This is a genomic window from Rhizobium sp. ZX09 (genome assembly GCF_017357485.1).
Lineage (GTDB): Bacteria > Pseudomonadota > Alphaproteobacteria > Rhizobiales > Rhizobiaceae > Agrobacterium > Agrobacterium pusense.
In genome coordinates this window covers 1725352-1743874 of record NZ_CP031364.1, presented here as the reverse complement: position 1 = coordinate 1743874, position 18523 = coordinate 1725352, and the positions used below count along the sequence as shown (strand labels likewise).

Below are 18523 nucleotides of genomic sequence, written 5' to 3'. Positions count from 1 at the left end.
AGGAGCACGTTTTGACTATACATTCGGACAGGAGTAATCTGGCGGGATATCTTTTGGAGCCTCAGCCATGCGTCCTGGAGTGCTCATACTTGGCTTGGCCATCGCCCTTATACCAACTTTGGCGGATGCCCATAATTGCAAATGCCGAAATCGCGGTGTCATGTTCCAGCTTGGCCAGACGTCCTGCCTCAGGGTCGATGGCGGGTCCTATCTGGCCCGCTGCGAGATGAAACTCAACGTTTCCTCCTGGACCAAGATCCAGGACGGCTGCCCCGTGACGGAACGCGTGGAGTCGACCTCGTCCAGCGCTTATCACTAAGTCTTGTGCCCCCGCTCACGAAGGGGCTGGCGCATCAGCTTTTCTCTTCTCCCCGGGGCTGGGAGAAGAAATACGCTGCAACCTCGCCTCAGAGCTTCACCCAGCCACCGTTCTTCTTGCCGGACTCGATGCAGGCCGTAACAAAGGCGACACCCTTCACGCCATCATCGACGGTCGGGTAAATCACGGCCTTGTCGAGCGCCGATCCGGTGCGGCGGGCCTCGATGGCATGCGCCGCCTCGGTATAGATCGTTGCGAAGGCTTCGAGATAACCTTCCGGGTGGCCGGAAGGGATGCGGGTGACGCGTGCTGCGGCAGCCCCTGCCCCCGCGCCGCCGCGGGTGATCAACTGCTTCGGCTCGCCAAGCTTCGTGAACCAGAGATAGTTCGGGTCGGCCTGCGTCCATTCTATGCCGGCCTTGTCACCATACACACGAACTTTCAGCCCGTTTTCGTGGCCGACCGCAACCTGGCTGCACCAGAGCAGCCCCTTTGCCGCCTGCTTGCCGCCCTTCGGCTTGAAACGCAGCATCACATGCGCATTGTCGTCCAACCGGCGGCCTTCGACAAAGGTATGCACATCTGCCGCCAGTTCGTCGACTTCCAGACCGGAAATGAAGCAGCCGAGATTATAGGCATGCGTGCCGATATCGCCTGTGGAACCACCCGCACCGGATTGGGCCGGGTCGGTGCGCCAGACAGCCTGTTTGGCACCCGTCTGCTCGATGGGTTCCGCCAGCCAGTCCTGCGGATATTCCATCTGCACCAGACGGATCGTGCCGAGAGCGCCCGATTCCACCAGTTCCCGTGCATGCCGCACCATCGGATAGCCGGTGTAATTATGCGTCAGGATGAACAGCGCATCGGCCTTGTCGGCGACGTCCTTCAGCTTTTTGGCGTCCTCCAGATTGGAGGTCAGCGGCTTGTCGCAGATGACATGGATGCCACGCTCCAGAAACGCCTTCGCCGCCGGATAATGCACGTGGTTGGGCGTGACGATCGCCACCGCCTCTATGCCATCCTCGCGTAGCGCTTCCTTTTCGGCCATCTCCTCGAACGAGCCGTAGCAACGCTCGGGATCGAGCCCCAGCTCACGGCCGGAGGCGAGGGATTTTTCCGGGGTCGAAGACAGGGCTCCTGCCACCAGATCGAAACGATTGTCGAGCCGCGCCGCCATGCGGTGAACACCACCGATAAAGGCACCCGAGCCGCCGCCCACCATGCCAAGACGAATCCGCTTGTTCGCCTTGTCGGTTGTCTTTCCTTCAATAGCCATAATGTTTCCTCTGCAATGCTCTCAAAGCCCAAGCATACGGCGGTTGGCCGCATCGTCGGTGCCACCAGATGCGAAATCGTCAAAGGCTTTTTCCGTAACACGGATGATATGCGCCTTGACGAATTCAGCCCCTTCGCGGGCGCCGTCTTCAGGATGTTTCAGCGCACATTCCCACTCAACCACGGCCCAGCCGTCGAAATCATTGGCGGCCATTTTCGAGAAAATCGCACCGAAATCCACCTGCCCATCACCCAGCGAGCGGAAGCGTCCAGCACGTTCCACCCAGCCCTGATACCCACCATAAACGCCCTGCCGTCCGGTGGGGTTGAACTCCGCATCCTTGACGTGGAACATCTTGATACGGTCTTTGTAGATGTCGATATTGTCGAGATAATCGAGGCATTGCAGCACGTAATGTGAGGGGTCGTAGAGCATGTTGGCGCGGGGGTGGTTCTTCACCCGTTCCAGGAACATCTCGAATGTGACGCCATCATGCAGATCTTCACCGGGATGAATTTCGTAGCAGACGTCAACGCCCTGCTCATCGGCATAATCGAGGATCGGCGTCCAGCGTTTGGCAAGTTCGTCAAAGGCTGTTTCTACAAGACCGGCCGGGCGTTGCGGCCACGGGTAGACAAAAGGCCAGGCCAGCGCGCCAGAAAAGGTCGCATGCGCCTTGATGCCGAGATTTCTGGAGGCTTTCAGTGCAAACTTCACCTGCTCCACCGCCCATTGCTGACGCGCTTTCGGGTTGCCACGCACTTCCGGTGCGGCAAAACCGTCAAAAGCCTCGTCATAGGCTGGATGAACCGCAACAAGCTGGCCCTGCAAGTGCGTGGAAAGCTCGGTCACTTCCACACCGTTCTGGCGCGCGACACCTGCGAATTCGTCGCAATAGTCCTTCGATTCCGCCGCTTTCTTGAGATCGATCAGCTGCCCAGCCCAGGTCGGCACCTGCACGCCGGCATAGCCCTTTTCCGCCGCCCATTTGGTAATGCTGTCCCAGCTGTTGAAGGGGGCCGCATCACCGGCGAACTGACCGAGAAAAAGACCCGGTCCCTTGATCGTTCTCATAAAAATCTCCTCCTGCATCGATACAGTTGCGCGGTAACCCCGCTTTGTTCCCAATCGCCAAGCTAACCGCTCGTGATTTTCAGACAAGCCCCAAAAGCGAAGGGGCAAGAGAATTTCAGCATTTCATCAAGAACATCTGGACACTTAAAGCGCCAGTCCGCTCGCCCTGTCGAAGACGTGCACGCGCTCATGGTGCACGGTGGCGGCAAAGGGCGTATTGACCTTCACCGGTTGCTCACCATCCACCACTGCCGTGACTTGATCGCCCGCCAATTCGAAGACCACATGGGTCTGCGCGCCGGTTGGCTCCACCAGCACCGTTCTGCCGGTAAGCGAGATATCTCCCCCAATCGCAGAACCAATATGTTCAGGACGAAGCCCGATCGTCACCGGCTGGCCGCGCTTGACCTTGCGCGAGGCGGCAATGCGGATCGCGGTTCCGTCCTTCAGTCGGGCGGCGGGCTGGTCGCCTTCCCCATCGACCACGCCTTCGATGAGGTTCATCGCGGGCGAACCGATGAAGGCGGCGACGAAGAGATTGGCGGGTGTCTTATAAAGCTCAAGCGGCGTGCCCTGCTGCTCGATGCGGCCGTGATTGAGCACCACCACCCGATCCGCCAGCGTCATCGCCTCGATCTGGTCATGGGTGACATAGATGGAGGTCGTGCCGACCTTCTGGTGCAGCGCCTTGATTTCGCTGCGCATCTGCACACGCAGCTTGGCATCGAGGTTAGAGAGCGGCTCATCGAACAGGAAGACAGCGGGGTTGCGAACGACAGCGCGGCCCATGGCGACACGCTGGCGCTGGCCGCCGGAAAGCTGCGAAGGCTTGCGGTCCAGAAGCTTGCCGAGATCAAGCATACGGGCAGCTTCCGTAACACGCTCTTCAATGACGTTTTTCGGCTGGCCGGCAAGCTTCAGATTGAAGCCCATATTTTCAGCCACCGTCATATGCGGGTAAAGCGCGTAGGACTGGAACACCATCGCGATGTTGCGCTCACGCGGGGTCATGCCGTTGACCACCTTGTCGCCGATGAGAATATCGCCATCGGTGATTTCTTCCAGCCCGGCGATCATGCGCAGCAGGGTGGATTTGCCGCAACCGGAAGGCCCGACCAGTGCGATGAATTCTCCATCAGCAATATCGAGCGATATGCCGTGAATGACATCGAGCGCGGCATAGGACTTGCGGATCTCTCTAAGTTCGACGGAAGCCATATTTTGCTCCTTTCACGTCACGATTTGACGGCACCGGCCGTCAGGCCCGCGATGATGTGTTTCTGTGCGAGGAAGAAGACGATGACGGTCGGCAGGATCGTCAGCGTGATGAAGGCAAGAACAAGCTGCCACTCCGTGCCGAACTCGCCGCGATAGACCATGATGCCGAGCGGCCAGGGATATTTCGATTCCGAATTCAGCATGATCAGCGGCAGGATGTAGCTGTTCCAGCTGCCGACAAAGGAAACGATGCCAACGGTCGCCACGATCGGCCGCGAAAGCGGCACGGAAATATGCCAGAAAAAGCGCAAATAGCCGCAGCCATCCACAAAGGCCGCCTGAAACAGCTCGTCGGGCAGATTACGGAAGTAATTGCGGAACAGGAGAATGCTCATGCCGAGGCCAAAGGCCACCTGCGGCAGCACCACGCCCCAATAGGTATCGAGCAGGCCAAGATCGCGAATGCGGATGAAGAGCGGCAGAATGGCTGTGGCCGCCGGGAACATCAGCCCGAGCAAGAAATAATTGAGCAGGAAAGACGAGCCAAAGAACTTCACATGCGCGAAAGTGAAGGCCGCCATGGCCGAAACTGTCAGCGTCAGGAACACCGTCAGCAGTGCGATGACGAGCGAATTGAAAATCTGCAGCCAGTAGCGTTTGCCGAAGAGGATATCGCCGTAATTGGCCCATTGCCATTCGGCCGGAATTCCGAACGGGTTGACGCGCAGGTCTCCCAGCGTCTTGAAGCCACCGAGCGCCGTCGTCAGAAGCGGGATGAGCACGATGGCCGCAATCAGGCTCAATGAAATATAGAGATAAAGCTTGGTTTGCAGCGGCATGCGAACGGAAGTGGATGTGTCAGTCATGGCGCATGAAAATCCTTTTGTAACCGAAGGCGAGCGTCACGCAGATGACGAAGAGAACGACGCCAACCGCACTGCCAAGCCCGACCTGCATGCGCATGACGCCGTAGGTGTAGAGGAAGGTGACCATGGTCTGCGTGGAGTTGGACGGGCCACCGCCGGTCAGCGGCATGATCATGTCGAACAGCTGCAGCGAGCCGATGACCGCGAAGAAGACGGAAAGGCGCACCGTGGAGCCCAGCATCGGCAGCGTAACGTAACGGAATTTCTGCCAGCCGGACGCGCCGTCGATTTCGGCCGCTTCCAACACGTTCTTGTCGACGGATTGAAGGCCGGCGATCAACAACATCATGTGGAAACCGAAATATTTCCAGACGATGACGCCGAGCACGGCATAGATCGCCACATCCTTGTCAGCCAGCACATAGGGATTGGCGAAACCGAAGAAATTGGAAATGGCGGCAAACAGGCCATAATCGCCATCATAAACGAAACGCCAGATCAGACCCGCCGCGACGTCAGCCAAAACGTAAGGCAGGAAGAATACCAGCCGGAAGGCGACGACACCGGGAATGCGGTGTGCCAGCATCATGGCGAGCCAGATGGCCAGCGGAATCTGGATCAGGATCGAAATGAGGATGATGAGGCCGTTATTGATCAGGGCCTGCGAGAATGCGGCATTGCCGAAAAGCACCTGGAAATTCTTCAGGCCGACAAAATCGGTCGGCGTGCCGTAGCCGTTCCAGCGGTAAAGGCTGTACCACGCCGCCTCGCCCATGGGCAGAATGACGAACAGGGTAAAGAGCAAAAGCGCCGGCGGCAGGAAGACCAACAGGGTCAGCGCCCGGTCATGCGCGACTGAACTTTGCTTGCGCCTGGTCTTTGAAGCGCCGCGCGCCGGTACGGCCGAAGAAGTCATGGAAATATCCGTCATCTCTATCCGCTTTCATGGAGGCAGAGAGGCGGCGCCGCACAATGTCGGCGCTGCCATGGAAACCGTCAGATCAACGCAGTTCGAATGCGTCCTGAATCTGCTGAGCGCCTTCTTCAGGCGTCATCTGGCCGGAAACGATCTCGACTGAGATATCGTTGACGACACGGCCGACGGCGGCGCCCAATGTCTGATCGAAGAAGTTCTGGTGCCAGGTGGAGGAGGCAAGTTGTTTGGCCGAATCCGCCAACAGCGGGTTCTTCACCGCGCCGGCGGCGCCCGTGGCAACCGGCAGGATCATACCGGCGGCCGCCATTTTCTCTTCGCTTTCCTTGCTGGTCAGGAAGGTGGCGAAATCGATTGCTTCCTTGGAGGCGTTCTTGGTGAGCGCCCAGCCGTTCAGGCCGCCCAGAGTGTCTGTAGCCTTGCCTGCGCCGCCTTCGACAACGGGGAAAGCGAAGCGACCGATATTTTCAGGGGCCAATCCCTTGCCGTCGCCGGCATTCTTGCGCTGGTTCGCTTCGGTATTGTCAAAGCCGAGAATGATTGCGGCCTTGCCATCGCCAAAGACGCCCAGTGCCTGTGGCCAGGTTGCACCAAGATACCCCGGCTGGAAGGGTTCGAGCTTGCCGAACTCGGCCAGTTGCTCACCCGCCTTGATAATCGCCGGATCCATAAAGCCTTCGCCTTCACCCTTGCGGGCTGCGTCAAACACGGCCTGGCCGCCGTTGCGCATCACGAGATAGCTCCAGTAGAAGTGGATCGGCCATTTCTCACCGCCGCCACCTGCAATCGGCACGATGCCGGCGTCTTTGATCTTCTTCACCGTCGCGCTGAAGTCCGCCCAGGTCTTGATGTCTTCGGCCTTTACACCGGCCTTGGCGAAAAGCTCCTTGTTATAGAAGAAGCTGACGAGGCTGACACGATAAGGTACGGCCCAGACCTTGCCGTCGAAAGACAGGCCGTCAATTGCGGATGCGTTATAGGCCTGGCGCAGCTTGCCGCCATCGGCGTCGAAAACCTCGGTCAGATCCTTCAGCGCACCGGTTTTGGACTGTTCCTCAAGAACGCCGCCGCCCCAGCTATAGAAGAAGTCCGGAACATCGTTCGATTGCAGCAAGGTCGGCAATTTTGCCTTGAAGGCTTCGTTTTCGAGGAACTGCAGCTGAACATCCACATCGGGGTTCTTGGCCTCGTATTCCTTGGCAATTTCTTCCCAGACAGCCACGGATTTCGGGTCCAGCTCAACATGCATCCATTTAACGACCGTCGCGGCCGAGGCGCTTGCTGCGCCGAGCATGAGAGCAATGCTTGTCGTTGCGGCAAAGCCTGTCAGCCTGCCGCTCAGGCTTGCGCCTGCGTGCCAAATCGTCATGATGGTGATCCTCCCTCGGGGATTTCCTCATTTATTCCCCAATGCGGATTAATTCACATTAGCCCTCGCCCAATGTCAAGGCACTATGCCGATTTTTTGCGCGAACAGCTTGACACACCCCTCCCCTACACCGTTATTTAATCCGCAACCCGACGTAAATCGGTTCTCGAACCGGCATTGATCGCAGCAGGACCCCATGAAGACCGCAGACCCCGAACTAATGCGCGCGATCAACAGGCTGAGCGTGCTGGACAGCATCCGCCGACATGGGCCCATTTCCCGCGTTGAGATCAGCGAACGCACCCAGCTTTCCACCACGACCGTTTCCGCCATTACCGCCTCACTTTTGGATGACGGGCTCATCCTGACCCGGCACCTGGGCGATATCCGCACCGAAGGTGGGCGCGGCAGACCGCGTGTGATGCTGGAGCTGAACCCGGATGCCGCCCGCGTTGTGGGCGCCAAGATTGCCGCAAACCGCATGGTTTTTGTCGTCACCGATTTTTGCGGCAATGTACTCTCCACCCTTGCCTTGCCGATCCGGGTAGACCGCCAGCCCATCGGCGTCATCGCCGATCTCGTGGAGGACGGCGTAAGACGTTGCGTCGTCGATGCCGGTCTATCGCTTGAGGATGTGGACATGGTCTGTCTCGGCCTGCCCGGCGTCATCGAACATCGCACCGGCAAGATTCGAAGCAGCCCGATTTTGCGGGAAGTGAATGTTAATTTCGCTGAGGAAATGACGGCGCGGCTGAATTCGCCGACCATTATCGAAAGTGACGCCCACGCGATCACGCTTGCCCATCACTGGTTCGGCCATGCGCGCGATCTCGAAGACATGGTACTGATTTCGCTGGAACAGACGCTCGGCCTTGGCGTGCTGCACCAGAACCAGCTCTTCCGTGGCGCAGGCGGTCTCAGCCACAATCTGGGTGACCTCGTCATCGGCCTTGCCAATGAAGGCACGGTGCGGCTGGCGAGCCAGGCCGGTGAAAACGCAATTTTGGGCTCCCGCCCGGCGGATGGGCGTTTTGCCGAAGCGATCCGGCTCGGCCGTGGCATGCAACATGCTCATGCGCTGATTGCGGCCGAAGATCACGACCTTATCACGGCCGCCTTGCGAGCCGGTGCCGCCCTCGGCCTGACACTAGCCAATATCGTCACGCTGTTTGCACCGCCGCGGGTCATCATCACCGGCTCCAGTCTCGAACTTGGCGAACCGTTCATCGCCAGCATTCGCAACAGCTACAATGCCGCAGTGCCGCCATCTCTGGCCGGTGTGGCGGAACTGGTTTTCGATGTTGCGAGCGACGAATTGTGGGCGCAGGGGGCCGCGGCCGTTGCGCTTTACGAACTTTACGAATCGCCATGGAACACGACCGGGCCAGCGCTCTAACCCGCAGGGGTGAGCACAGACCAAGGCATTTCTGATTTACGGGAGGATTATATGAACAAAGTCGGCATCGGCATCATCGGCTGCGGCAACATTTCCAGTGCCTATCTCAAGGCCATGGCGTCGTTTCCCATTCTCGACATTCGCGGTCTTGCGGATATGAACGAGCAGGCGGCAAAGGCCCGCGCCGACGAATTCGGCCTCCAGGCGAGAAGCATCGACGCACTTCTCGCCGATCCCTCGGTGGAGATCATCGTCAACCTGACGATCCCCAAGGCGCATGTGGAAGTGGGTCTGCGCGCGCTGGACGCCGGCAAGCACGCCTATTCGGAAAAACCGTTGGGCATCAATTTCGCCGAAGGCAAACGCCTTGCGGACGCGGCAAAGGCAAAGAGCCTGCGCATCGGTTCGGCTCCGGACACCTTCCTCGGCGGCGGGCACCAGACAGCGCGCCGGTTGATCGACGAGGGTGTGCTTGGCCAGCCCGTGGGCGGCACCGCCACCTTCATGTGCCCCGGCCATGAACGCTGGCACCCCAACCCAGCTTTCTATTATGAGGTTGGTGGCGGGCCGATGCTCGATATGGGACCCTATTACATTACCGATCTCGTCAACCTGTTTGGCCCGGTCGCCAGGGTGGCAGGTTTCGCCATCGCGCCGCGCAATGAGCGACTCATCACCAGCGAGCCGAAGAACGGTGAAAAAATCCCCGTTCATGTCGCCACCCATGTGTCTGGCGTGCTGGCCTTCGAGAATGGCGCCGTTGTGCAGGTGGGTATGAGCTTCGATGTCGCCGGCCACAAACATGTGCCGCTGGAACTCTACGGCACGGAAGGTACGCTGATCGTCCCCGATCCCAACCATTTTGGCGGCGAAGTGCAATTATTGAAGAAGGGCGGACAGTTCGAGCCGCAGACCCTGTCTTCGCCCTATGCAGACGGAAATTACCGTTCGATCGGCGTCGCCGACATGGCCTACGCCATCCGCGAGAACCGTCCGCACCGCGCCAATGGCGATCTTGCCCTCCACGTGCTGGAAGTCATGGAAGCCTTCCAGACGGCGTCAGATAGCGGCACGACCGTTTCCATCACCACCAAGGCGGAACGTCCTGCTCCGCTTGAAACATCGCTGGTCGACGGCCAGCTCGGCAAATAATCCCGAGGAGGAAATAAATGCGCGAAGCACTCATCGTCTGGGGCGGCTGGAGCGGCCACGAGCCGCAGGAATGCGCCACCATCGTCAAGGACATTCTGGAGGAGGACGGTTTCAAGGTCTATGTCGAGCACAGCACCGAGGCTTTCGCCGATCCGTCGGTGCATGATCTCAGCCTTGTTGTGCCTATTGTCACCATGTCAAAGATCGAGAAGGAAGAAATCAAGAACCTGACGGCGGCTGTTGAAAACGGCGTCGGCATCGCCGGCTTTCATGGTGGCGCGGGCGACAGTTTTCGCGAATGCGTGGAATACCAGTTCATGATCGGCGGGCAATGGGTCGCCCATCCCGGAAATATCATTGACTACACGGTCAACATCACCCGCCCTGACGATCCACTGATGGAGGGGATTTCCGATTTTCCCTATACGTCAGAGCAATATTACATGCATGTTGACCCCTCCAACGAGGTTCTGGCGACAACGACTTTCACCGGCGATCACGCTTGGTGGATCGACGGCGTGGTGATGCCGGTGGTGTGGAAACGCAAATACGGCAAGGGCCGCGTTTTTTATTCGGCGCTCGGCCACCAGGCCAAGGAATTTTCCGTGCCGCAGATGAAGACCATGTTTCGCCGCGGCGCCAATTGGGCGGCGCGTTGAGGTTATCGGGAGCCTCTCCCTCGCAACGTCATCCTCGGCCTCGCGCCGAGGATCGGCAGCAAATCCTCGGGACAGGCCAGAGGATATCGGGGGATAGGTTCCACGTTCCCGACAAGCCGAGAAGATGAACACCTCAAGCCCGAACGATTTCTTCCGTCGCCATCGCCGCCCCCAGCACATGGTCATCCGTACCGTCCAGGCCTGAAAGCAGCAAACCGACCGGCATGCCTGCGTCGCCCGTTCCACAGGGGATCGAAACACCGCAGAGATCGAAGAAGTTACCGATCTGCGTGTTGCGCAGGGTTTTTGCATTCATGGCGAAAAAAGCATCGTCACTTTGGAGAAGCGGCGCGACCCTGGCCGCAACATGCGGCAATGTCGGCGACATCAGCAGTTCGCCTTTCCCGATCATTCCCGAAAACGCCGCAGTCATGCGTTCCCGCGCATCGATGATGGCTAGGTAATCCGGCACTGAAATATTGGCCCCCAGCTTCGTTCGTGCGACAACGCGCGGGTCCATGCGCGCGGCATCAGCACCTTCCAGCCGGGTTTTGTGCAGGGCAAAGGCCTCCGCGGTCACCAGCGCACCCTTTTCCTTGATAAGCTCGAACAGTTCCGAAAAAATCGGGAATGCCTGTCGTCGCACCGAGGCACCGGCGCGGACAAGACGGTCCACTGCCTGCTTGAAAGCGGCCGCGACTTCGTCCTCGATTCCGTCGAAAAATACGGTCTCGGGCACAACAAGCGAGAGGCTGGAAAGTGGCACGCGCTGCACATCGGCGGCAGTCCTGCCCCGCATGGCGGCATCCACCCAGACCGCATCCTGAACCGTGCGGGTGAGCGGCCCGAGCGAATCGAGACTCTTCGCCAATTGATATACTCCGCGCATCGAATAACGGCCGCGACTGGCCTTGTAGCCTACCACGCCATTGAAAGCGGCGGGAATGCGGACCGATCCGCCCGTATCCGTACCGATCGCCACCGGCACCAGGCCGGCCGCCACGGCCACGCCCGCACCGGAGGAGGAACCGCCGGGCAGACGGTGTCCATCCGTGGAAAGGGGATTGCGCGGCGTGCCGTAATGCGGATTGATGCCAAGACCGGAAAATGCAAACTCGCTCATATTCGTTCGGCCGATGCAGATCATGCCGGCCTGTTTCAGCGCGGTCACCACATCAGCGTCCCGCGACGCAGGCTCATCATCCGCAAGCACGGTCGATCCGGCCGTGGTCACCGTTCCCTCCAGATCAAAAAGATCCTTCCAGGCCACGGGAATGCCGTCGAGAAGCCCGCGGGAACGGCCTTCGCGAATTCGTGTCGATGCGGCCTCCGCTTCGGCGGCGGCCCGCTCCGCCGTCAGCCCTATGAAAATGGCCTGATCGGCCTCCTGACGGATCGCATCGACTGTCTCTTCCACCAGGGCGCGCGGATCAAGGTGGCCACCCTGGATGAGAGCGGAAAGCTGCGCGATGTTCTTGCCCCTGTGAGCCATGACGAAATTCCCTAAAATCGGCGTATGATGCCCAACATGCCGTTTATGCAAGGCTTGGCAAGGCCGGTCGCGGGTTTTTCCCGGAAGGTCGTTGCCGCCGCTGAAACTCGGCTGCCAGAGTCTATTTCTCAACCTGAAGTGCAGAGACGGACCGCTTATATAAGCGGCGACTGTAAAAAGACGGATTAATTCTTAATCGCATCTAAACTTTGTTGAATTATTTAGCAGACACCATTGAAGTGCATGCCCTATAAAAATTCCATAAAACAATCATAACGCGACATCGCGGGGGACTATCGCGAATGGAAGAGACTGCCTATCGGGGGATGGATAGACAGGTAGAGCCCGGCCACATGCTTCGCTCAACGACGCCGCCGGAAAAGGGCCGGTCGTCGCGGCGACGCTCGCTCGCCAGCAAGATAACCCTGATTTTCCTGGGTGGGGTGATCTTCGCCTACAGCATCGGCGCGCTTGTGGGCTGGTACATGTTCGTTGCCGCCGCCAGCGAACAGTGGCTCAATCAGGCCCGCGTCAACTCCCAGATTGCCAGCGCCACCCTTCGAAGCATCTACACCTATGTCAGCGTCACGGCGGATGCCGATGGCCAGGTCAACGGCATTTTGACCGACAAGCCTATCGGCGACGATGAATCCATTCTCGTTACGGGCTTCAATCCAAGCGATGTTCTCGCGCTCATAGGCGCCCAGACGAAAAATGCCGTCTGGCTATTCCGCTATGATGACGCCGATTCCGGTTTCAGGCAGATCGCAGCCGCTTTCGACAACGCCACAGACGATGACGAAAAACCGCTCGCTACCGACCCGATCTTCGCCAGAGACGCCGTGGCGGCGCGCTTCGCGACGGGGTTTGCAACCATAGGCGACTCCAGCCACTATATCGGCCTGCTGCCGATCATCAGTACGGAGACGAAAAAGCCGATCGGCGCGGTCGCCGTCAGCATCGGTGGTTCGGATGCGCTTTATGGCGCGCAGCGCAAACTGATCTACAATTCGCTCATCGCGCTGATCGTGGTGCTGACCGTGACAGGTGTTCTGGTAACGGTCATCGCGCGGCATTTCCTGAAACCCGTACCGGCGCTGGTGCAGGCGACCCTGCGGATCGCCCGCGAGGAAACCGATGTCGCAACCCCCTTTCAGGATCGACGGGATGAAATCGGCGACATGGCAACCGCCATCGAGACGCTGCGAGAAGCCGTTCTGGAACGCGGACGCCTGCGGCAGATACGCGACATGGCACAGCAAATGGAGCACATGGCCCATCACGATGCGCTGACCGGGCTTCCAAACCGGGTGCTGCTGATGAAGACGCTGGAAAATCGCCTTGAGCATCTCTCCGCGTCCGGCCAGCTGTTCAATGTCATGCTGCTGGACCTCGACCGTTTCAAGGCCGTTAACGACACGCTCGGGCACGCGGCCGGCGACGCGCTGCTGGTGGCTGTCGCTTCGCGGATCTCCTCCGTCCTCGGAGAAAACGACATGGTGAGCCGCCTGGGCGGCGATGAATTCGCGATCATACAGTCGACAAGCGGCGACTTTGAGAGCGATGCGGCGATGCTGGCAGCGCGGGTCGTGCATGCCGTGTCGCGCAGTTTCGCGCTCGAAGGCAGCGACATCAGCATCGATACCAGCATCGGCATCGCCTGTGCGCCCGGTCACGGCACATCGGCCACACAGCTGCTGCAACATGCCGATCTCGGCCTTTACCGGGCGAAATCCATGGGTTGCGGCTATTTCGTCTTCTATGAGCCAGGCATGGACATGGCTGCGCAGCACAAGCACGCGCTGGAAATAGACATGAAATCCGCCCTTGAAAACCATGAGTTCGAGCTGCATTACCAACCCGTGGTCAATCTGCAGAGCGGCCGCATCGTCGCCTATGAAGCGCTTGCCCGCTGGCGCCACAGCAAGCTTGGCCTGATCTCTCCGGACCGCTTCATCGCGCTTGCGGAAGAAAACAACTTCATCAGGCCGTTGGGCGAGTGGGTTCTGGCGCAGGCCTGCATGGATGCAATGACCTGGCCGAAGGATATCAGACTTGCCGTCAACCTATCCGCCGTTCAACTTTGCAATGACGATATCGTCCCCATTGTGGACCGGGCGCTTGAAGCATCCGGATTCCCGGCGGAACGGCTTGAGCTGGAAGTGACGGAAACGGCTATGCTTGAGCGCGACAGCAGCACCCGCGTCCTAAAAATGCTGAAGGAAAGAGGCGTCCGCCTGGCGCTTGATGATTTCGGCACCGGTTATGCGGGGCTCAGCACGCTCACCCACGTCGCCTTCGACAAGATCAAGATCGACCGCGAATTCGTTTCCGGCCTTCCGGCCAATCCCATGTGTTCGGCTATCGTCAACACCGTTATCGACATGGCCGAACAGATCGGCCTGAAGGTGACCGCCGAGGGGGTGGAAAACGGGGAGCAGGTCGAGGTGCTCAAACTTTCCGGATGCGACGAGGCCCAGGGCTATTATTTCGCCGAGCCTGCACCGCTTGCGCAGGTTCTAAAAAACCGTGCGGTCATCGTCCAAGTGGGAAAAACCGAAACCGCCGATCGAGCCGCGCAGACGGGCCACGATGCCGGACGACCGACACAGGACACCTATTGCCCTTCACAAAAAGCGATTTGAGAAACCGGCCGCCGGCCAAGAGGACATAAATGCGTATTGCAGTCTATTGCCTTTTCCTCACATGCTTTGCCCCCCTCACCCCGCTGCAGGCTGCCGGTGAAGGCGACACGCTTCAGCAGATCGCCAGGACCGCAAAAATCCGCATCGGCTATCGTGAGGCTGAACCCCCCTTTTCCTATCAGCTGCCGAACGGAGAGGTGACCGGTTTCTCAACCGATCTCTGCAGGACGATCAGCGAGGACATTCGCAAGTCCCTGAAACTCGACAAGCTCGACGTCGAATATGTCAAGGCCACGCCCGCCACCCGCTTCATCCTTGTCCGCGGCGGTCAGATCGATATCGAATGCGCAGCCACCACCAATAATAGCGACCGTCGCAGGATCGTGGATTTTTCCTATCCGAATTTCATGACGGCAACACAGTTTCTCTCGCGCAAGCAGGACAATCTGAAAAGCCTCGCCGATCTGGCAGGCAGGTCAGTCACATCCGCCTCCGGAACCGTCAATATTGAGCAGCTCAATGCCGTGAACCGTGAGAAGAACCTCAATATCTCCGTCATGCCGACGAAAACCAACGAGGAAGCCTTCGCCCTCGTCGTTTCCGGCAAGGCTTCGGCTTTCGTGATGGATGGTATCCTGCTGGCGGCGCTGGCGGCGACATCTGAAAATCCGGATCTTTATGCGCTTTCCGAGGAGACGCTGAGCGCACCCGAACCCTATGGGCTGGTCTTCCGTCGCGACGACCCGGCCTTCAAGGCGGCCGTCAACGACAGTCTGAAACGGATTTTCACTGGCCCCGCCATTCATGATCTCTATGAAAAATGGTTCACCAGACCCATTCCGCCAAACGGCATGAATCTGAACCTGCCGATGGCAGCAGCTCTGAGACAGGCCTACGAACAACCGAAAGAATATCGGGATTAAGGTGTTCGCACCCCCGCCTCAATTTTTATGAAAACACGTTTCGACAGATACTTTAGCTGGAGATGCGCGATGCAGAGATCGACATTATGGCTTGCATTAGGAATTTTTAGCCTTTTATCCACTTATGCGGCCGGGCAGGAAGTGCAGCCGCCGACACTCGAGACCATTGCTAGAACCGGTATCATCCGGCTGGGTTATGCCGATCGCAATATCCCCTTTTCGTATCTCGGCACCGGCCCGGAGCCGATCGGCTACAGCATCGAGCTTTGCCTCAAGGTGGTGGATTCCATCAGGGAAAAACTGGATCTGCCGGGACTGAAGGTCGACTTCGTCAAACGCACGCCCAGCAATCGGATCACGCTTCTCAATGACGGCACGATCGACATGGAATGTGTGGCGAGCACGAACACGGAAGAACGGCGCAAGGCCGTATGGTTCTCCTACAGCCACTTCATCACCGGTACGCGATACGTGGCGCTGAAATCGAGCGGCCTGAATACCGTCGCGGATCTTGCCGGGCGTACCGTGGTGGTAACGACGGGAACCATTAATATCAGCCAGTTGAACGTGCTCAATCGCAAGCTGGGGCTGAACATCGCCGTGCTGCAAAATGACAGCACCGAAGGCGGTTTCGAGATGGTGACGGAAAACCGTGCTTCGGCTTTCGTCATGGACGATATTCTTCTGCGATCCTTCGTCGCCGAAACAGGCAGGCCTCAGGATTACGCAATTTCAAATGAATATCTTGCGCCACCCCAACCCTACGGCCTGATGCTTCGCCACGGCGATACCGGTTTCAGAGATGCCGTCAACGAGGCCCTGGGTGAAATCTATGCGAGCGGTGAAATCGACAAAATCTACGAGAAATGGTTCAACGCTCCGATCCCGCCGAACGGGATGAACCTTCAGCGCCCGCTTCCGGACGATCTCGCTGACGCGTTTCGAAACCCCGTGGATACGACCGCGCAATAAAACGCCGCCCGGTTGGGGCGGCGTCTTTCATGCCTATGTCACGCGGCGCGGAGATCTGCGCCGAGCGGAATTTCGACGTCGATCTCGAGAATCGAGAAATGTTCGTCGCGATCCATCTTCACGTGCACACGGTCGCCGTCGATCTGTACATGCTTGGCAATGACGCCGAGAATTTCTTCCCGCAGGATGGCAACAAGATCAGAGCCCGATGAGGCCCGCTCATGGGCGAGCAGCACTTGCAGGCGCTCACGCGCAAGCGGTGCCGACTTCTGTCTGCGAAAAAGATTGAAGAGACTCATGCAGCCCTCCTTGCGAAGATCTTGGAGAAGATGCCACGCTTTTCGCCCGGAATGACCACCGGAATATCTTCCCCCGATAGGCGGCGGGCAGCGTCGAAATAGGCCATGGCCGGCGCGCAGCGGGCATCTGCGAGCGTGACCGGCGCACCGACGTTGGAGGCGCGCAGCACATCCGAACTCTCGGGAATGATGCCAATCAACGGGATCGACAGGATTTCGAGAACGTCGTCGACCTTCAGCATATCACCCCGCTCCGCACGCGCAGAATCATAGCGGGTAATGAGAAGGTGTTTTTCCATGCGCTCGCCGCGCTCGGCCTTCAGCGTCTTTGAATCGAGCAGGCCGATGATGCGGTCGCTGTCGCGCACCGAGGAGACTTCAGGATTGGTAACGACCACAGCCACATCCGCATGGCGCATGGCCAGCGTCGCGCCGCGTTCGATTCCGGCGGGACTGTCGCAGATCACCCAGTCGAAGTGCTTCTTCAACTCGTTGATGACCCATTCGACACCTTCCGGCGTCAGATTGTCCTTGTCCCGCGTCTGCGAGGCGGGCAGCAGGAACAGCGTCTCCAGGCGCTTGTCGCGGATCAGCGCCTGCGTCAGCTTGGCATCGCCCTGAATAACGTTGACGAGATCGTAGACCACGCGGCGTTCAGCACCCATGACGAGATCGAGGTTGCGCAGACCGACATCGAAATCGACGACTACGACCTTCTCTTTATTCTGCGCCAATGCGGCGCCAAGCGCTGCGGTCGAGGTGGTCTTGCCGACCCCGCCCTTGCCGGAAGTTACAACGACTACCTTCCCCATATGGCTCTCTCCTGTTCGTGCGTGTTTATCTGTTATCAGCCGAGTTTTGCGGCCTTGATCGTATCGTCTTCCAGCCAGAGCTGAACGGGTTGCCCGCGCAGCTTGTCGTCAATGTCCTCAGCCACCTTGTAGACGCCGTCGATTGCCAGAAGCTCGGCCTCCAGCTTGCGGCAGAAGATGCGCGCAGAGACATTGCCGAGCGAACCGGCCATGGCCCGCCCGCGCAGCGCGCCATAAACATGGATCGAACCGCCAGCGATGATCTCCGCCCCCGAGGCGACCGAGCCGATGACGGTCACGTCACCTTCGGGAAACATGATCGACTGGCCGGAGCGCACGGGCTCGTTGATGACGAGCGACTGCACGACGGCGCGGATCTCGCCCGATGTACGGGGCTTCTCCTCCGGCAATTCGGCAACCACGGCGACCGGCTCGACCTCGACATCGGAAGCCGGCTTTCCGCCCTTCAGCGATGGGGGCATGCCCGGCTCGATCATCGAGGGACGAACGCCCTCGATGCCCATGATGCCGACATTGCGCTCCCTGAGCGCCGCCAGCAGGTCCTTCAGACCCGCCTTGTCGAGCGACAGTTCCGAAACATCGAGGACCACCGGCCGCGACAGGAAGAAGCCCGCCGAACGCGCCGCGAGATCATCGAGCCTTTCCAGCCATTGATCGACCGGAGCTTCGGGGGACAGGACGACTGCGAGGAAGGAGCGGCCTTTGATGCGGATGGAACGCTGGTCTGTTAGCACTTTGGTCATCTTGGTAAACAAATCGTTGACAATTAGGTACCTCGAATATGGTTAACAAATGGTTAACGCCACCCTCAAGAGAGGGAAATCGTTAAGAAAATTCCGCGTTCGAAACTCTCATGCAGAACCTTCTAGAACATCTGTTATCCCTTTGAATCTGGCCATTCCCTGACATATGAAGACAAAGGATAACAGCGCATCCTTGCTGCAGGCTGACTCCCGGTGTGGCTCTGTTCACCGCCGCCCTGCCTGCCGACGACCTCGACTCGCGTGAGTCTGACCGCGTCCGACTCCGGGACAACATCCCCCACCCGCGGCAGATGACTATCGGCCCTTGGCGGCTGAAAAACGATTCCGTTATG

The 18523-nt window shown here is 58.9% G+C and carries 17 protein-coding genes; 7 read left to right on the top strand and 10 right to left on the bottom strand.

Annotation, left to right across the window (positions count from 1 at the left end; genetic code table 11):
- Positions 1–67 precede the first annotated feature (67 nt).
- On the top strand, positions 68–319 hold the full coding sequence (locus BTN45_RS26445; RefSeq protein ID WP_044459894.1) for a hypothetical protein: 252 nt from the start codon (positions 68–70) through the stop codon (positions 317–319).
- An 88-nt stretch (positions 320–407) separates the two neighbouring features.
- Here BTN45_RS26445 and BTN45_RS22655 read toward each other — a convergent pair whose 3' ends face one another.
- The 6 genes from BTN45_RS22655 to BTN45_RS22630 form a co-directional block, all read right to left on the bottom strand.
- On the bottom strand, positions 408–1595 hold the full coding sequence (locus BTN45_RS22655; protein ID WP_004438856.1) for a Gfo/Idh/MocA family oxidoreductase: 1188 nt from the start codon (positions 1593–1595) through the stop codon (positions 408–410).
- A gap of 21 nt (positions 1596–1616) precedes the next feature.
- Positions 1617–2669: a sugar phosphate isomerase/epimerase gene (locus BTN45_RS22650; protein WP_004438853.1), complete on the bottom strand. Its 1053-nt coding sequence runs from the start codon at positions 2667–2669 to the stop codon at positions 1617–1619.
- A gap of 144 nt (positions 2670–2813) precedes the next feature.
- Positions 2814–3887: a sn-glycerol-3-phosphate ABC transporter ATP-binding protein UgpC gene (ugpC, locus tag BTN45_RS22645; RefSeq protein ID WP_004438850.1), complete on the bottom strand. Its 1074-nt coding sequence runs from the start codon at positions 3885–3887 to the stop codon at positions 2814–2816.
- Positions 3888–3904: 17 nt separating this feature from the next.
- Positions 3905–4753 (bottom strand): carbohydrate ABC transporter permease, encoded by an 849-nt coding sequence (locus tag BTN45_RS22640; RefSeq protein ID WP_004438848.1) that lies wholly within the window; start codon positions 4751–4753, stop codon positions 3905–3907.
- Entirely contained in the window at positions 4746–5684 is a 939-nt protein-coding gene (locus tag BTN45_RS22635; protein WP_207591196.1) for a sugar ABC transporter permease, read from the bottom strand. The genes BTN45_RS22640 and BTN45_RS22635 overlap by 8 nt, the downstream gene beginning before the upstream one ends.
- Positions 5685–5754: 70 nt before the next feature.
- Complete coding sequence (locus BTN45_RS22630) at positions 5755–7056, bottom strand: extracellular solute-binding protein (protein WP_207591194.1); 1302 nt, start codon at positions 7054–7056, stop codon at positions 5755–5757.
- A gap of 196 nt (positions 7057–7252) precedes the next feature.
- Here BTN45_RS22630 and BTN45_RS22625 point away from each other — a divergent pair, with 196 nt between their 5' ends.
- The 3 genes from BTN45_RS22625 to BTN45_RS22615 are packed head-to-tail and all read left to right on the top strand — an operon-like array spanning position 7253 to position 10263.
- The gene (locus BTN45_RS22625) at positions 7253–8452 is read left to right on the top strand and encodes an ROK family transcriptional regulator (protein ID WP_004438840.1); all 1200 of its coding nucleotides are present in this window, start codon (positions 7253–7255) and stop codon (positions 8450–8452) included.
- Between the two features lie 51 nt (positions 8453–8503).
- A complete protein-coding gene (locus BTN45_RS22620; RefSeq protein ID WP_004438837.1) occupies positions 8504–9604 on the top strand; it encodes a Gfo/Idh/MocA family oxidoreductase in 1101 nt (366 codons plus the stop codon).
- A gap of 17 nt (positions 9605–9621) precedes the next feature.
- On the top strand, positions 9622–10263 hold the full coding sequence (locus BTN45_RS22615; RefSeq protein ID WP_004438834.1) for a ThuA domain-containing protein: 642 nt from the start codon (positions 9622–9624) through the stop codon (positions 10261–10263).
- Positions 10264–10396: 133 nt separating this feature from the next.
- Here BTN45_RS22615 and BTN45_RS22610 read toward each other — a convergent pair whose 3' ends face one another.
- Positions 10397–11755 carry an amidase gene (locus tag BTN45_RS22610; RefSeq protein ID WP_207591192.1) on the bottom strand — a complete coding sequence of 453 codons (1359 nt, stop codon included), beginning with the start codon at positions 11753–11755 and terminating at the stop codon, positions 10397–10399.
- Positions 11756–12057: 302 nt separating this feature from the next.
- On the opposite strand from BTN45_RS22610, the gene BTN45_RS22605 reads away from it, so the two are divergent.
- The 3 genes from BTN45_RS22605 (at position 12058) to BTN45_RS22595 (ending at position 16295) form a co-directional block, all read left to right on the top strand.
- The gene (locus BTN45_RS22605; RefSeq protein WP_207591190.1) at positions 12058–14400 is read left to right on the top strand and encodes an EAL domain-containing protein; all 2343 of its coding nucleotides are present in this window, start codon (positions 12058–12060) and stop codon (positions 14398–14400) included.
- 29 nt (positions 14401–14429) lie between these two features.
- The gene (locus tag BTN45_RS22600; protein WP_125270780.1) at positions 14430–15323 is read left to right on the top strand and encodes an amino acid ABC transporter substrate-binding protein; all 894 of its coding nucleotides are present in this window, start codon (positions 14430–14432) and stop codon (positions 15321–15323) included.
- Positions 15324–15392: 69 nt separating this feature from the next.
- Positions 15393–16295 carry an amino acid ABC transporter substrate-binding protein gene (locus BTN45_RS22595; protein WP_207591184.1) on the top strand — a complete coding sequence of 301 codons (903 nt, stop codon included), beginning with the start codon at positions 15393–15395 and terminating at the stop codon, positions 16293–16295.
- A gap of 38 nt (positions 16296–16333) precedes the next feature.
- On the opposite strand, the gene minE is transcribed toward BTN45_RS22595, so the two are convergent.
- From minE to minC, 3 genes are read right to left on the bottom strand one after another with little or no spacing between them, the layout of a single operon-like run.
- Complete coding sequence (gene minE / locus BTN45_RS22590; RefSeq protein ID WP_125270782.1) at positions 16334–16594, bottom strand: cell division topological specificity factor MinE; 261 nt, start codon at positions 16592–16594, stop codon at positions 16334–16336.
- The gene (gene minD, locus BTN45_RS22585) at positions 16591–17406 is read right to left on the bottom strand and encodes a septum site-determining protein MinD (RefSeq protein ID WP_004438810.1); all 816 of its coding nucleotides are present in this window, start codon (positions 17404–17406) and stop codon (positions 16591–16593) included. Before minD ends, minE begins: the two co-directional genes overlap by 4 nt.
- A 35-nt stretch (positions 17407–17441) precedes the next feature.
- Entirely contained in the window at positions 17442–18170 is a 729-nt protein-coding gene (gene minC / locus BTN45_RS22580; RefSeq protein ID WP_004438803.1) for a septum site-determining protein MinC, read from the bottom strand.
- Positions 18171–18523 lie beyond the last annotated feature (353 nt).

What these genes read in the sequence shown, in the direction of transcription:
- BTN45_RS26445 (WP_044459894.1), top strand. Translation starts at nt 68, where the DNA reads ATGCGTCCTGGAGTGCTCATACTTGGCTTGGCCATCGCCCTTATACCA.
- BTN45_RS22655 (WP_004438856.1), bottom strand. Translation starts at nt 1,595, where the DNA reads ATGGCTATTGAAGGAAAGACAACCGACAAGGCGAACAAGCGGATTCGT.
- BTN45_RS22650 (WP_004438853.1), bottom strand. Translation starts at nt 2,669, where the DNA reads ATGAGAACGATCAAGGGACCGGGTCTTTTTCTCGGTCAGTTCGCCGGT.
- ugpC (WP_004438850.1), bottom strand. Translation starts at nt 3,887, where the DNA reads ATGGCTTCCGTCGAACTTAGAGAGATCCGCAAGTCCTATGCCGCGCTC.
- BTN45_RS22640 (WP_004438848.1), bottom strand. Translation starts at nt 4,753, where the DNA reads ATGACTGACACATCCACTTCCGTTCGCATGCCGCTGCAAACCAAGCTT.
- BTN45_RS22635 (WP_207591196.1), bottom strand. Translation starts at nt 5,684, where the DNA reads ATGACGGATATTTCCATGACTTCTTCGGCCGTACCGGCGCGCGGCGCT.
- BTN45_RS22630 (WP_207591194.1), bottom strand. Translation starts at nt 7,056, where the DNA reads ATGACGATTTGGCACGCAGGCGCAAGCCTGAGCGGCAGGCTGACAGGC.
- BTN45_RS22625 (WP_004438840.1), top strand. Translation starts at nt 7,253, where the DNA reads ATGAAGACCGCAGACCCCGAACTAATGCGCGCGATCAACAGGCTGAGC.
- BTN45_RS22620 (WP_004438837.1), top strand. Translation starts at nt 8,504, where the DNA reads ATGAACAAAGTCGGCATCGGCATCATCGGCTGCGGCAACATTTCCAGT.
- BTN45_RS22615 (WP_004438834.1), top strand. Translation starts at nt 9,622, where the DNA reads ATGCGCGAAGCACTCATCGTCTGGGGCGGCTGGAGCGGCCACGAGCCG.
- BTN45_RS22610 (WP_207591192.1), bottom strand. Translation starts at nt 11,755, where the DNA reads ATGGCTCACAGGGGCAAGAACATCGCGCAGCTTTCCGCTCTCATCCAG.
- BTN45_RS22605 (WP_207591190.1), top strand. Translation starts at nt 12,058, where the DNA reads ATGGAAGAGACTGCCTATCGGGGGATGGATAGACAGGTAGAGCCCGGC.
- BTN45_RS22600 (WP_125270780.1), top strand. Translation starts at nt 14,430, where the DNA reads ATGCGTATTGCAGTCTATTGCCTTTTCCTCACATGCTTTGCCCCCCTC.
- BTN45_RS22595 (WP_207591184.1), top strand. Translation starts at nt 15,393, where the DNA reads ATGCAGAGATCGACATTATGGCTTGCATTAGGAATTTTTAGCCTTTTA.
- minE (WP_125270782.1), bottom strand. Translation starts at nt 16,594, where the DNA reads ATGAGTCTCTTCAATCTTTTTCGCAGACAGAAGTCGGCACCGCTTGCG.
- minD (WP_004438810.1), bottom strand. Translation starts at nt 17,406, where the DNA reads ATGGGGAAGGTAGTCGTTGTAACTTCCGGCAAGGGCGGGGTCGGCAAG.
- minC (WP_004438803.1), bottom strand. Translation starts at nt 18,170, where the DNA reads ATGACCAAAGTGCTAACAGACCAGCGTTCCATCCGCATCAAAGGCCGC.